At 64.4% G+C, this 13,329-nt stretch carries 10 protein-coding genes; 7 read left to right on the forward strand and 3 right to left on the reverse strand.

Annotated elements, in window-relative coordinates; all coding sequences use genetic code 11:
- Positions 1-4: 4 nt before the first annotated feature.
- Positions 5-781 carry a hypothetical protein gene (locus tag ACU0FH_RS15220; RefSeq protein ID WP_446195490.1) on the forward strand — a complete coding sequence of 259 codons (777 nt, stop codon included), beginning with the start codon at positions 5-7 and terminating at the stop codon, positions 779-781.
- Here the strand turns inward: ACU0FH_RS15220 and ACU0FH_RS15225 are convergent.
- Together ACU0FH_RS15225 and ACU0FH_RS15230 are read right to left on the reverse strand one after the other, a co-directional pair.
- A complete protein-coding gene (locus ACU0FH_RS15225) occupies positions 778-2,526 on the reverse strand; it encodes a hydantoinase B/oxoprolinase family protein (protein ID WP_446195491.1) in 1,749 nt (582 codons plus the stop codon). The two genes, ACU0FH_RS15220 and ACU0FH_RS15225, sit on opposite strands and share 4 nt — an antisense overlap.
- The gene (locus tag ACU0FH_RS15230) at positions 2,523-4,577 is read right to left on the reverse strand and encodes a hydantoinase/oxoprolinase family protein (protein WP_446195493.1); all 2,055 of its coding nucleotides are present in this window, start codon (positions 4,575-4,577) and stop codon (positions 2,523-2,525) included. The genes ACU0FH_RS15225 and ACU0FH_RS15230 overlap by 4 nt, the downstream gene beginning before the upstream one ends.
- A gap of 159 nt (positions 4,578-4,736) precedes the next feature.
- On the opposite strand from ACU0FH_RS15230, the gene ACU0FH_RS15235 reads away from it, so the two are divergent.
- Positions 4,737-6,122 carry a hypothetical protein gene (locus ACU0FH_RS15235; RefSeq protein WP_446195494.1) on the forward strand — a complete coding sequence of 462 codons (1,386 nt, stop codon included), beginning with the start codon at positions 4,737-4,739 and terminating at the stop codon, positions 6,120-6,122.
- 3 nt (positions 6,123-6,125) lie between these two features.
- On the opposite strand, the gene ACU0FH_RS15240 is transcribed toward ACU0FH_RS15235, so the two are convergent.
- On the reverse strand, positions 6,126-6,566 hold the full coding sequence (locus ACU0FH_RS15240; RefSeq protein ID WP_446195495.1) for a MarR family winged helix-turn-helix transcriptional regulator: 441 nt from the start codon (positions 6,564-6,566) through the stop codon (positions 6,126-6,128).
- A gap of 104 nt (positions 6,567-6,670) precedes the next feature.
- Here ACU0FH_RS15240 and ACU0FH_RS15245 point away from each other — a divergent pair, with 104 nt between their 5' ends.
- The 5 genes from ACU0FH_RS15245 to ACU0FH_RS15265 all read left to right on the forward strand — a co-directional run bounded on the left by ACU0FH_RS15245 (position 6,671) and on the right by ACU0FH_RS15265 (position 13,249).
- Complete coding sequence (locus ACU0FH_RS15245) at positions 6,671-7,519, forward strand: FAD binding domain-containing protein (RefSeq protein WP_446195496.1); 849 nt, start codon at positions 6,671-6,673, stop codon at positions 7,517-7,519.
- Positions 7,516-10,254 carry a molybdopterin-dependent oxidoreductase gene (locus ACU0FH_RS15250; protein WP_446195498.1) on the forward strand — a complete coding sequence of 913 codons (2,739 nt, stop codon included), beginning with the start codon at positions 7,516-7,518 and terminating at the stop codon, positions 10,252-10,254. The genes ACU0FH_RS15245 and ACU0FH_RS15250 overlap by 4 nt, the downstream gene beginning before the upstream one ends.
- Positions 10,255-10,381: 127 nt before the next feature.
- Complete coding sequence (locus tag ACU0FH_RS15255) at positions 10,382-11,827, forward strand: 6-hydroxynicotinate reductase (protein WP_446195499.1); 1,446 nt, start codon at positions 10,382-10,384, stop codon at positions 11,825-11,827.
- Positions 11,824-12,675, forward strand: coding sequence for a UPF0280 family protein (locus ACU0FH_RS15260; RefSeq protein WP_446195500.1), 852 nt, complete (start codon positions 11,824-11,826; stop codon positions 12,673-12,675). Before ACU0FH_RS15255 ends, ACU0FH_RS15260 begins: the two co-directional genes overlap by 4 nt.
- Positions 12,668-13,249, forward strand: coding sequence for an amino acid synthesis family protein (locus tag ACU0FH_RS15265; RefSeq protein WP_446195501.1), 582 nt, complete (start codon positions 12,668-12,670; stop codon positions 13,247-13,249). The genes ACU0FH_RS15260 and ACU0FH_RS15265 overlap by 8 nt, the downstream gene beginning before the upstream one ends.
- The last annotated feature ends 80 nt before the right edge of the window (positions 13,250-13,329 follow it).

The raw sequence follows: 13,329 nt of genomic DNA on the forward strand, positions 1-13,329 counted from the left end.
TAGGATGACGACACCGGTGGCCAAGGCGACGACAGAAGAGAACGGTGCTGGCGGCTCGCGCCTCGCGCGGGCTCTGACGCGTCTTGCCGAACCGGGTCAGGGCTTGCCTTCGGTTGTCGACGGCGGGGCAGAAGCAATCCTTGACGTTCTGCTGAAAGAGATTGACGAAACCGTTATGCCGCGCCGGATCTCACTGTTTCACGGGGCTGATCTCCTGATCCGTCTCGTGGTTTCGAACCGAAGACTGGTATCCACGCGGCTGCCAGATTGTCCGAATTTCGTAGCGCCAGTCGATCCGCGCGCAGCAGCGCAGCTTTGGGCCGGTCAGCTCAATACCGTTCTAAGCGACGTACGTTCGGCCCGTTTCGTCTTTGAACGCAGCAGCGAGCATGAGGTAGCCGATGCTGTTGGATGCTCGGCCACAATGCTCGCCAAGGCGGCTGGCATCAAGCCGCCCACGCCCGAAGCACCGCGCAATCTGTCGGACTTTTTCGCGGTGATCGAAGGCTTTGCTATCGCCTGGATTTTCATGCCAACCAAAGGCAGTGGTGACAAGAGGGGCGGCGACGCGGCCCTCGTCGTGCGATTGGCCGAGTTCGCTGCGCGCAACCGGAACGGGACCAAGCCGCGCCTTGGGGCGGCTCAGCCCGAATGCGTGATCCTTCCTCTGGCCGGAGGGATCAATTTCCTGTCGGCAAGCCTCGGGGATGAGGAACTCTTTGCCTTTGTTCCGTCCAGCCGTGTCGGGCAGGCCATCAACGCCTGGCAAAAACGCTTTTAGCTTTCGCGGAGCGTGGCGGTCGCGGGTTCGTCCACGGTGAAATCCGTGGCTGTCACGGCCACGCCGAATAATTCTTTCGCCTGATCAATGCTGTACCGGCCAAGGCGCACGTCTTCGGCCACCAGTTTCGGGTCCCGTTTGAACGGATCGCCATAACCGCCGCCACCGGGGGTGCGCACATGCACGCGATCCCCTGGGCCAAGCGGAATATCCTGTTCCTTTGACAGGTGCGGCGGCACGTGCGGCTTACCCGATTGCCAGACCGTGACCTTGTTGGGCGCACCATCGCGCCCGCCCATCACGCCCTGCGGTCCGAAACGCCCGTGGTCCATGACGAAACTGGCGCGCGCCGTCCCGCGCCGCAGTTCCAGCTGGTAATCGAGACCGAACCCGCCGCGATGCTTGCCTGCGCCGCCTGACCCTTCGTGCAGGGCATAGTGACGGTAGAGCACGGGGAAGGCCTGCTCCATGATTTCGACCGGCGGCGCCTTGGAAATGCCAATGGTCGAGCAGCCGTTGGCCAGCCCGTCATGGTCCGCATTGCCGCCGTATCCTCCGCCCGAGAGCTGATACATGACGAAATCGCGCCCCCGCGCCGGGTCATGGCCACCCAGCGCGAAATTGCCGCTGGTTCCCGCGGGCGCGGCGGTGACACGCTCGGGCAGGGCGGGGACAAGTGCTGCAAACACCGCCTCGGCAATGCGCTGGCTGACTTCGGCGGCGCAGCCCGACACCGGGCGGGGGTATTGTGCATCAAGGAAAGTGCCCTCGATCCCGGTGACTTTCAGCGGGGCAAAGGCGCCCGCGTTCATCGGGACCTCGGGGAAAATATGGCGCATGGCGAGGTAGACAGAGCTGAGCGTCGTCGCCCGCACCGAGTTCATCGGCCCGGCGCAGGGGGCGGAAGAGCCGGAGAAATCGAACACCAGTTCATCTCCCTGCCGGGTAACTGAAAGTTTGATCGCCAGCGGTTTGTCCACAACGCCGTCACTGTCGACATAGGCGACCGAGTCATACCTCCCCGGTTCGATTGCATCGATAAAGGCGGCCATCTGGACGCGGGCACGATCCCGCAACTCGGCAATGGCCCCGGCCACCGTGTCGTCGCCGTACCGGTCGAGCAGTTCTCCCAGCCGTTCCTCGCCCACCAGCAATGCGGCGGCCTGCGCCTGCACGTCGCCGATCCGCTGGTCTGCGACACGGATGTTCGAGGTGATGATCGCATAGATCTCGGGGTCGAGAGCGCCTTGTTTGAACAGGCGCACGGGCGGCAGGCGCAGCCCCTCCTGTTCGACCGAGGTGGCAGAGGCGGAAAACCCGCCGGGCACTGCGCCGCCGGTATCCGGCCAGTGGCCCGTGTTGGAGAGCCAGCACCATATTTTACCGTTGCGATAGAACGGCTTGGCGAACCGCACGTCCATCAGGTGGGTGCCGCCAAGATAGGGGTCGTTGACGATATAGATGTCGTCGGGCCGCGGCTCTGCCGCGCGGCCCTCGGCGATCATGCGGATCAGCGTGGCGGTGGAATATTGCATCGTGCCGACAAAGACCGGCAAGCCGCCCGCGCCCTGGGCGATCAGCGCGCCGTCTTCGGCGGCGTAGATCCCGTCGGAACGATCATTTGCCTCGGCGATGACCGGCGAAAAGGCGGCGCGGGAAAAGGACAGGTCCATCTCGTCGCAGACCTGTTGCAGCCCGGCCTGAATGACCGAGAGCGTGATGGGATCAAGCGCGGGCTGGCTCATGCGGTGGCTCCGATCTCGATGATGATATTGCCCTGCGCGTCGCCGCGCGCCCGGTCACCGGGTTCGATCAGGACGGTGGTGTCCATCTGCTGAACGATTGCGGGGCCGGTGAGGCTGAAATCGGCGGGCAGGTGATCGCGCCAGTAGATCGGCGTGTCGTGCCAGCCGTCGAAATAGACCGGACGAAGCCCGGTTTCGGCCTGCGTTAGCGTCTCCTTGCGCCCGGCGGGGTCGATTAGAGTCGATAGGTCCAGCGCCGCGCGGGTGCCGATGACCGAGGTATTCGCATTGACCAGATTGGCGCGGATATTGTCCAGCTTGACCCGGAACCGCTTGTAATAGGCGGCCTCGAACAGCGCTTGCAGCGTCTCGCGATCCACATCCGGCCGCTCGAGCGGGACGCGCAGCAGGTGGGTCTGGCCGATGAACTGCATATCGACGCTGTGCACGTGGCGGCGGTCGCTGAGCGTGATGCTCTCGGCATCAATCAGCGCATCACCCTCGGCCTCTTGTGCGGCAAAAACCTTGTGCAGGTCAGCCGGGTCGAGCGCGTCCAGTGGCGTGTTCAGCGTCCGCACGAAATCATGGCGCAGATCGGCGACGACGCAGCCGATGGCATTGGTAATGCCGGGGCGCGAGGGAACCAGAACGCGGGGAATGCCCAGCTCGCGCGCCAGAGCGCAGGCATGGAGCGGCCCCGCACCGCCAAAGGCAAAGAGCGCGAAATCGCGCGGGTCGGCCCCGAGCGAGACAGAAACCATACGGATCGCACCCGCCATCTTGGTATTGCCGAGCCGGATCACGGCGGCGGCGGCCTGGGTGGCATCGACACCGAGTTTCGCGCCCAACTCGCGCTCGAAAATATCGGTCACGGTCTCAAGCGAAACGCCTTCGACAGAAGCCAGCCGTGACGGATCGAGCCGCCCGAGCAACAGGTTCGCATCGGAAATCGTCGGCAGGGTGCCGCCGCGCCCGTAGCAGATCGGCCCGGGCGTCGCGCCCGCACTCTCGGGGCCGACTTCGAGGAGACCGGCGGGGTTCACCCGCGCGATGGAACCGCCGCCTGCGCCGACGGTGCGCACGTCGACCATGGGTACGTGGATCGGCATGGCATATTCGATCTCGATTTCGTTCGAGACGGTGGGTTCGGCATCGCGGATCAGCGCCACATCGGTCGAGGTGCCGCCCATGTCATAGGTGATGAGGTCGCGCATCCCCGCCTGACGCCCGGTATAGGCGGCGGCCATCACGCCAGAGGCTGGACCGGACATCACCGTCTTGGCGGCCTCAAGCGCGACGCGGTCGGCGCTGACCATGCCGCCATTGCCGTTCATCACCAGCACGTCGCGTGTATAGCCGCCGGATTTCAGCTCGTCGGTGAGGCGGCGGATATAGCGGTCGATGATCGGCTGGACCGAGGCATTAGCCGCCGCCGTCACGCCGCGTTCAAACTCGCGGCTTTCCGAGAGCAGCGAATGCCCGGTGGTGATATAGGCGTTGGGCCAGACCTCGCGCGCGATCTCGGCGGCGCGCTGTTCATGGGTCGGATTCGCATAGGCGTGCAGGAAATGAATGACGAGCGCCTCGCAACCGGCATCGACAAGCTGCTGCGCCGCCTGCCGCACCGCGTCTTCGTCCAGAGGGGTCACGACCAAGCCGTCGCAATCCATCCGTTCGGGCACTTCGAGCCGCAGGTCACGCGGGATCAGGGGGCGGAATTCTCCCTTCATCCCATAGGCTTGCGGGCGGGTACGACGACCGAGTTCGAGGATATCGCGAAACCCGGCGGTGGTGATCAGCCCGGTACGGCTCAGCTTGCGTTCCAGGACGGCGTTGGTCGTCGTGGTGGTGCCATGTACGATAAGCGCAAGCGTTTGCAGATCGCTACCTGCCTCACGCAGCGCGTTCAGCACGCCGAAGGCCTGATTGTCGAGCGTGCTGGGCACTTTGGCCAGACGCACCCTGCCGCTTGCCGGATCAAGCTCGACAAGGTCGGTAAAGGTGCCGCCCACATCCACGCCCACTACGGCGCCTGACGATGTCCCGCTCATCGGTCCTCCGGAATTGTTTGTGTGCAAATGATGTGGCCAATTTGTTGTGCCTGTCAACGCGGCAGCGAGGCGACAGGGGGGAAGTTTTCGACCTGTGCCGGGTGCTTGCCCAAGCTTTGGCGCTTTCCACGTCATGTACGCCCGCCTAAAGATTGACCCATGGGGTATCGGCAGATCACGGGCGCGGCGCTGGCTGGCGCTATTTTTCCGGCGGCGGCGCGGGCACATGTGTCCGAGCAGGGATTCGTACTGTTGCTGCCGACGGACATCTATATTGCGGCGGGGGTGGGTTGTGTCGTCCTGACCGTACTGCTGACGGTATTCCTGCCGGTGCGGGCGATCCACGGCCTTTTTCGGCCCATTGCCCTGTTCAGGATGCGCCCGCGCGGACGGGCAATCACCGGTCTGCTCTCGACACTGCTGCTGTTCTGGCTGATCCGAGAGGGGTTCAGAGGCCCGCATGATCCGCTGAGCAACCCGCTGCCGCTGGTGATCTGGACGCTCTGGTGGCTGGCGCTGGTCAGCCTGCAAGGGCTGCTCGGCAATCTATGGTCATGGCTGAACCCGTGGCTGGTGCCTGTCCTGTGGCTGCGCCGCCAGTTGGGGCTAAGGACGCTGATCCATCTGCCGCGCGCGGTATTGGGGTGGGGCGCGGTGCTTGGCTATCTCGCCTTCTACGCCTTCCTCCTTGCCGATCTGGCCCCGTCCGATCCGGATCATCTGGCCCGCGTGATCCTGATTTACTGGCTGGCCATGCTGATGGGCGGTTTGATCCTCGGCCCACGCTGGTTGCTGCGCGGCGAGGCGATCACGGTGCTGATGCGCAGCTATGCGCGGCTGGGACTGTTCGGTCGCAAGGGCGCGAGGGCGGCGATGGGGCTTTGGGGCTGGCAGGTGCTGCGCCAGCCGGTGCCGGGATATGCGGCCGCGGTGTTCATGCTGATTCTTCTGGGCAGTGGCAGTTTCGACGGCTTGAACGAAACCTTTTGGTGGTTCGGCCTACTGGGCCTTAATCCGCTCGAGTTTCCGGGGCGTTCGGCGGTCGTTGCATCGTCGATCTGGGGACTATTGCTGGCCAACGCAGCGCTGATCGCGATCTATGCCGGGACCGTGGCGCTGGGGTTGCGGCTTGCGGGACAGCGTGGATTGGGCAGGTTCTTTCGGCTGTTTGCGCCCTCGATCCTGCCGATCGCGCTGGGCTATCACATTGCCCATTACCTTACGGTGTTTCTGGTCGACGGGCAGTATGTGCTGAAAATGATGAACGATCCCCTGCGCAATGGTGCCGAGTTGCTGGGGATGGACCACTACCATGTGACGACCGGTTTCCTGCAAACGGAATCTACCGTGCGCCTGATATGGCTGACACAGGCGGGCGCGGTAGTTGTGGGCCATGTGGTGGCGATCCTGCTGGCCCATGCGCTGGCCTTGCGCGCCTTTGAAACACCGCGCCGCGCGGTGTTAAGCCAGCTGCCGCTGTCGATCTTTATGGTGGCCTATACCTTCTTTGGTCTCTGGCTGCTGGCCTCGCCCCGGGGAATGTAACGCTTATTCCCCGGCAAGCTTTTCCAGCAATTGCAGGAACAGGTTCGCTTCTTGCGGCGTAAGCGGTGCCAGTGTTTCCTTGGAAATCTCGCGGGCGCGTGGGAGGAGCGCCGCGTAAAGCTGTTGTCCCTGATCCGTGGGGGATAGATGGACCCGTCGGGCGTCATCCGCGTCGCGCCGGGCGGCGACCAGACCGCGTTTGCGCAGCCTGTCGATCACGCCCTTTATCGTGGCCGCGTCCATCGCGGTCGCCCGGCCAAGCGCATTCTGCGAGGCCTGTCCCAGCTCGCAAAGCTTGGCAAGTGCGGCGAATTGAGTCGGGGTCAGGTCGGGAATATCGCGCGCAAACAGGGCAAGATGGCGCTGGTTGGCGCGACGCAGGATAAATCCGACCTGATCGTCAAGCCGGTAGCTGCCTGTTGTTGCATCACTATTGTCGTTCATGAACCCTGTCGGCGCATCGCGATTGTTGACAGGTGCGCGGACCTGCCTCAACTTCTGTTAGTACACGAACAATTCCTGTTCTCCAAAAGGAAAGGCAGGTCGACTTGGGCGCCTATCTGCAACCGGACACACTTGATGAAGCGCTGGGCATTCTGGCGCGCGAGCCCGTGACGATTGCCGCCGGTTGCACCGACCTTTTCGCCGCGACCGAAAGCCAGAGCCTGAACGGAACGGTTCTGGATGTGACGCGGATCGAGGGGCTGCGCCGGATCGGGAAGGATGCGACTGGCTGGCGCATCGGCGCGGCCAGCACGTGGAGCGATGTGATCGCGGCCGATCTGCCGCCTGCGTTCGATATGCTGAAACAGGCCGCGCGCGAGGTCGGGTCCGTCCAGATCCAGAACGCGGGGACGGTGGCGGGCAATATTTGCAATGCCTCGCCCGCAGCCGATGGGGTGCCGCCCCTGCTGAGCCTTGATGCACAGGTGGAAATCGGCGCGAAAGGAGGCCCTCGCGAGGTACCGTTGGCCGAGTTTCTGACCGCGCCGCGCGCCACCGTGTTGACCCCCGGAGAAATGGTGACGGCAATCCGCATCCCCGACACCTCGGGCAAGGGGGAAAGCCGGTTCAGCAAGCTTGGGGCGCGCAAATACCTTGTGATTTCAATCGTAATGGTCGCCGCGCGCCTGCATGTGCAGGATGGGTTCGTCCGCGACATCGCGCTGTCGGTCGGGGCTTGCGGGCCGGTTGCAACACGGCTTGCGGCGCTCGAGGAGGCTTTGCGCGGCACGCCGCTTGCCGGTCTGCCGGACAGGTTGCAGCCGGAGCTGATCGCCTCGGCGCTAACGCCGATCACCGATATGCGGGCGAGCGATAAATACCGGCGCGAGGCGGCGGTCCACCTGCTGCGGCGGGTACTGGATGACCTGACCCTGATGAGGAGCCCGGCATGAAGGACGCGGTGGATGCCAAGCTGATCGTGAACGGCGTCGAGGCAGGGATCGAGATCGCGCCGGGTCGGCGCCTGTCGCAGGCGCTCCGCGAGGATCTGGGTCTGCGCGGTACCAAGGTTGGCTGCGATGCGGGAGACTGCGGCGCCTGCACGGTGCTGATTGACGGCTCGCCCGTCTGCGCCTGCCTGACCCCGGCGGCGCAGGCCGTGGGGCGCGATGTGCGCACGGTGGAATCCCTTGAAAACGGGGTGTTGGACAATCTTCAGCAGTCCTTTCTGCGTCACGGGGCGGCGCAATGCGGCATCTGCACGCCGGGGATGCTGGTTGCCGCCTCGGCGCTGTTGACGCGCAAGCCGGTGCCGACGCGGACCGAGGTGGAGGACGCGCTGGGCGGGGTGCTTTGCCGTTGCACTGGTTATGCCAAGATCGTCACGGCGGTGATGGAAGCGGGACTGGCGCCTGACCCGGTCGAGGCCCCGATGGCCGGGCAGGCTGTTGGTGCGGCCATCGAACGACTCGACGGGGTGCCCAAGGTCGCCGGGCGCGAACAGTTCGGCGCTGACATGATCCGTGAGGACATGCTGGCGGTGCGGGCCATTCGCTCGCCCCATGAAAGCGCGGGGTTCACGTTGGGCGATACCGCCGCATGGGCTGCCGAGCGGGGCGTTGAGGTATTCACCGCCGCCGATATCCCGGGCGAAAACCGGTTCAGCGTGATCCCGGCCTTTCGCGACCAGCCCGCGCTGGCAGTGTCGCATACCCGGATGCGCGGCGAAGCCATTGCGTTGTTGGCGGGGGAACCCGAGCTAATTGAAACACTGGGTCTCGGCGATTTTCCGGTGATCTGGGCGCCCGACGTTTCGCTTGGCGATCCGGATCAGGCAGAGGTCGGGGATGCCCCGAGGATGCATGAGGACCGCGAGGGCAATATCCTGATCCGCGGGCTGGTGCAGCGTGGCGATGCGGAGGCGGCGTTGAAGAGTGCCGCGCATGTTGCTGAATTCGCTATGGAAACTGGATATGTGGAGCATGCCTATATCGAACCCGAAGCCGGTATCGCCTGGATGGAGGACGATGTTCTTGTAATCCGGGCCTGCACGCAGGCCCCTATGATGGACCGCGATGACACGGCGCTTGTGCTTGGTCTGCCGCCCGAGCGCGTGCGGATCATTCCGGCGGCGGCGGGCGGTGGGTTCGGCTCGAAACTTGACCTGTCCTTGCAGCCGCTGATCGGGCTTGTGACCCTGAAAACCGGACGCCCGGCCCGGATGATCTATACCCGACGCGAAAGCATGAGTTCGACCACGAAACGCCATCCGGCGCGGATGCGCGCGAGGGCCGGGATTGACGCCAAGGGCCGGATCTCGGGGTTTGAATTCGACGGGCAGTTCAATACCGGCGCCTATGCAAGCTGGGGGCCGACCGTGGCGGTGCGTGTGCCGGTCCATGCGTCGGGGCCGTACTTTATGGGCGACTACCGGGCGAGCTCACGCGCGGTTCACACGAATGGGCCAGTCTCCGGCGCCTTTCGCGGTTTTGGCGTACCGCAGGCGGCGATCCTTCAGGAGACGCTTTTTGACGATCTGGCGATCAAGGCGGGGATCGACCGGCTGCAATTTCGTAAACTCAACGCGTTAAAGGATGGTGAACCTACCGTCTGCGGGCAGGAATTGTCCGGCGTCGGGATCGCTGATTGTCTCGAGTCGCTGACCCCGCATTGGGATGAGGCTTTGGCCCGCGCTGCCGTTATCAATGCCCAGAAGGGGCGCGTGCGGCGAGGTGTCGGTGTGGCCTCGTGCTGGTATGGCTGCGGGAATACGGCGCTGCCGAACCCGTCGACCATCCGGGCCGGTTTGCGCAGCGACGGGACGCTCTGGCTGCATCAGGGGGCAACGGATATCGGGCAGGGCGCGAACACCGTGATCGCCCAGATTTTCGCCGACGCGCTCGGGGTGCCGGTGGGTCGGATCGGGTTGATCGGTGGCGATACGGCACTGACGCCGGACTGCGGCAAGACCTCGGCCTCGCGCCAGACATTCATCACCGGCAAGGCCGCGCAGCTGGCCGGTGCGGCGCTGCGCGCGCAGCTGCTGGCGATGACCAACATGGGTGAGGGCGCCACTTTAAGTCTGGACGAAGGACGTGTCTGCGTCACCGACGGCACCCGGGATACCGCGATTGAGCTGGCAAATTTGCAAGTTCAGCCAGATGGTTATGTGATCTCTGCCGAAGAAAGCTATGACCCGCCGACCGGGGCGCTCGACGAAAACGGTCAAGGCGCGCCTTATGCGGTTTACGGCTATGGCGCGCAGATTGCCGAGCTGGATGTCGATATCGAACTGGGCACGGTCAAGGTGGTCCGCATGGTGGCGGCACATGATCTGGGGCGGGTCATTAACCCGATGCTGGCCGAGGGGCAGATCGAGGGGGGTATCGCGCAAGGGCTCGGGCTCGCGCTGATGGAGGAATATATTCCGGGGCGTACCGAGAACCTGCATGACTACCTGATCCCGACCTTTGGCGACATGCCCGAGATTGAATCGATCCTGATCGAGAGGCCCGATCCCGAGGGGCCGTTCGGGGCCAAGGGGCTGGGCGAACATGTGTTGATCCCGACGGCGCCGGCGATCCTGAACGCGATCCGCCATGCTTGCGGGGCGCGTCTGGCCCGGGTTCCGGCGCTGCCGCATCGCGTGCTTGCGGCGATCCGGGAAAGCGGGGAGATCGGGGGATGATCGGAGTGGTGAGATTGCCAGTTCTTAACGCGGCGAACGGTGTGACCATGGCCGTTGGGACAGCGAAAATGGCGATGCACAGGCTGTACACCCCCTGTACACCCCCTGTGCATCGGAAGGTATGACAATGGCGGAAAAAACCTCGGCTCGGCCCGAAAAGATCCGCTGCGACGCCTGCCCGGTGATGTGCTATATCGCCGAGGGCAAGCTGGGCGCCTGCGACCGTTATGCCAACGAGGGCGGCCGCATCATTCGCTGCGATCCGCTGACCGTGCTGGATGCCCGGATCGAGGCGGGCGGCGAAATCCGCCCCTTTCTGCGGGCCGATTGGGACGGGCGCATCGGCGCGGGTGATCTGGACATCACCGCAATCGGCGCGGGCACCACCTATCCCGATTACAAACCCGCGCCCTTTATCGTCAGCCGCGAGGTCGATGGCGCGGATTTCGTGACCGTGGTGACAGAAGCAATTTTCTCCTACTGCGGGGTTAAGGTGAAGATCGACACCGACCGGCATCTGGGCGAGGAATGCGCGCCTGTCCGAGCCGGGGGCGAAGTGGTCGGGCATATGACCACGTCCGAATATGGCTCGCAGATGATGAGCCTTGGCGGCGTCGATCACCTGACCGGCGGCTCGAAATCCGAAGGGCGGGCGACCTGCGACGCGCTTTTGCGGCTGTGTAACCGTGAAGCGGTGGAGCTGAGCGTCGATGGCGGGGCCACGGTGGTGGTTCAGGCGGGGCAGCCGCCGATTGTCGACGGGGTGCCAGAAACCCGCATGCGGGTGGGCTGCGGCTCGGCCACGATCGGGATGTTTGCAAGCCAGTGGAAGGGCTTGGTCGACGAAGTTGTCGTGGTTGACGATCATATTACCGGCGTGGTGAGCGAGCATCAGGCGGGCAAGGTCATCGGCTGGCCCGATACCGGCATTCGCATCAAGGGGCGACGTTCGACCCCCGGGCGCTATTTCCAGGTGGCCGAACCGGGGCTGGGCTGGGGCGGGACCAATATCAACGACCCGCTGGAAATCCTGAACCCCTGGCTTGAGAAAAAAGGCGCGCGACCGGGACTGACCATGCTGATGGTATCCACCACCGGCGAGCATTCGGCCTATTACGTGCTGGACGGTGATCTGGTGCCGCAGCCTGCGGAAATGCCTCAAGAACTTCTTCCAAGTGTCGAACTTATTGCGGAAAATTGCGAACCGGCCTTGTGCACGGTGATGTTCATGGGCGGGGCTGGGGGGTCGCTGCGCTCGGGCGTGACGCGTAACCCGGTGCATCTGACCCGCTCGGTTCAGGCGCGGCGCACGAAGGTTACGGTAGGTGGCGGCGAGGCCTATGTCTGGCCCGGCGGCGGCATCACGATCATGGCCGATGTGCTGGGTCTGCCCGACAACGCGTTTGGCTCGGTGCCGACACCGGCGTTGGTTGCGCCGCTGGAGTTCACCACGAGCCGCGAAGAGTTCCGGGCGCTTGGCGGGCATGACGCGTCGGTCCGGTCGGTGGACGATGTGCTGGAGAGCGGCGGCGAATATGGGGCCTCGGCCCGCGCGGTTGGGCGTAAGCCGTGACAGACGGGGCGCAGGCGCGGTTTCTTGCTGACGGGCGGCGGCTGCATCTGCACCACGGGCCGATTGATCTAATTGTCGATGCCAAGGGGCCGGGACGCGAAGTGGCTCTGAGGACGGCGGTTGACAGGTTTCAGAATGTTCTGAGTGAGTTGGCGGGGGAGCTCGATCTGCTTCGCCAGCCGGTCGGGCCGGATTTGAATGGCCCGGTAGCTCGGCGTATGCGGGCGGCGGTCGCGCCTTTTGCGCCGGTATTCGTGACGCCGATGGCGGCGGTGGCGGGATCGGTCGCGGACGAGATCCTGGGCGTCATGGTGGCGGCGGGTGAATTGAAAACTGCCTATGTGAACAATGGCGGCGACGTGGCCTTTCACATGGCGAAGGGCGAAGAAATGGTCGCGCAGATCGCGGATGGTCTGTCGGATCGGGCCGTTCTGCGGGCTGGCGACGGGGTGCGCGGGGTCGCGACCTCGGGCTGGCGAGGGCGCAGCCAGTCGCTGGGCATTGCCGATAGCGTGACGGTGCTGGCCCCGACGGCGGCGGCGGCGGATGCGGCGGCCACGTTGATTGCCAATGCGGTCGATCTGCCGGGGCATCCGGTGATAAAGCGTTGCCCCGCAAGAGAAATATCGCCCGACAGTGATCTTGGCGCGCGGCTGGTGACTGTGGAGGTCGGTCCGCTTGGGCGGAAGGATATCGAACGGGCGCTTGCGGCGGGGCTGGCTTTTGCACGCGGGGTGGCCGACAAGGGGTTGATCCGGGCGGCGCGGCTGTCCCTGCAAGGCCATGTGCGGATCGCGGGCTATATGCCCGGGCTGGAAATACAAGAAACGGAGCGGCTGGATGCCTAAATTTACCCTGCGCAAGACGATGATCTTCATCGAGGATATCCATCACGATGGTGGGCCGGTGCCGGATCTGCCGCGCCGCCGGGCGGCGATTGTGGCGCTGGTCAGGAACCCTTTTGCCGGGGTGTACGAGGCGGATCTGCAATCGGCGATGGAGGATCTGAAGCCGTTGGGGCTGATGATGACCGACCGGCTTGTCGAGGCGATGGGCGGGATCGATGGCATTGACGGCTATGGCAAGGCGGGGCTGGCCGGCGAGGGGGGCGAGCTGGAACATACCGCTCTGTGGCACGTGCCGGGCGGCTATGCGATGCGCGAGCGGCTGGGCGAGGCGAAGGCGATTGTGCCGTCGTCGATGAAGATGGGGGGCGTCGGCACCCGGATAGATATTCCGCTGGGCCATATCAACGCGGCCTATGTGCGCAGCCATTTCGATGGTATGGAGGTCGGTGTGCCGGACGGGCCGCGCGCTGACGAGTTGCTGTTTGCACTGGCGATGAGCCGTGGCGCACGTATCCATGCGCGCATGGGAGGTTTGGCGGTCGAGGACGTCAAAGGCGAGGACGGATTGCGCTAAGCCCTCGGATCCAGAGCGAAATTCCGGGCAGCACACAGCAGATAAAGGGGTTGTGTGTTGCTATAATGGATTTTGCAGTG

This window comes from Heliomarina sp., assembly GCF_052826185.1.

Coding starts and splice junctions, on each gene's coding strand:
- ACU0FH_RS15220 (WP_446195490.1), top strand. CDS start 5: ATGACGACACCGGTGGCCAAGGCGACGACAGAAGAGAACGGTGCTGGC.
- ACU0FH_RS15240 (WP_446195495.1), bottom strand. CDS start 6,566: ATGAACGACAATAGTGATGCAACAACAGGCAGCTACCGGCTTGACGAT.
- ACU0FH_RS15250 (WP_446195498.1), top strand. CDS start 7,516: ATGAAGGACGCGGTGGATGCCAAGCTGATCGTGAACGGCGTCGAGGCA.
- ACU0FH_RS15265 (WP_446195501.1), top strand. CDS start 12,668: ATGCCTAAATTTACCCTGCGCAAGACGATGATCTTCATCGAGGATATC.
- ACU0FH_RS15225 (WP_446195491.1), bottom strand. CDS start 2,526: ATGAGCCAGCCCGCGCTTGATCCCATCACGCTCTCGGTCATTCAGGCC.
- ACU0FH_RS15235 (WP_446195494.1), top strand. CDS start 4,737: ATGGGGTATCGGCAGATCACGGGCGCGGCGCTGGCTGGCGCTATTTTT.
- ACU0FH_RS15230 (WP_446195493.1), bottom strand. CDS start 4,577: ATGAGCGGGACATCGTCAGGCGCCGTAGTGGGCGTGGATGTGGGCGGC.
- ACU0FH_RS15255 (WP_446195499.1), top strand. CDS start 10,382: ATGGCGGAAAAAACCTCGGCTCGGCCCGAAAAGATCCGCTGCGACGCC.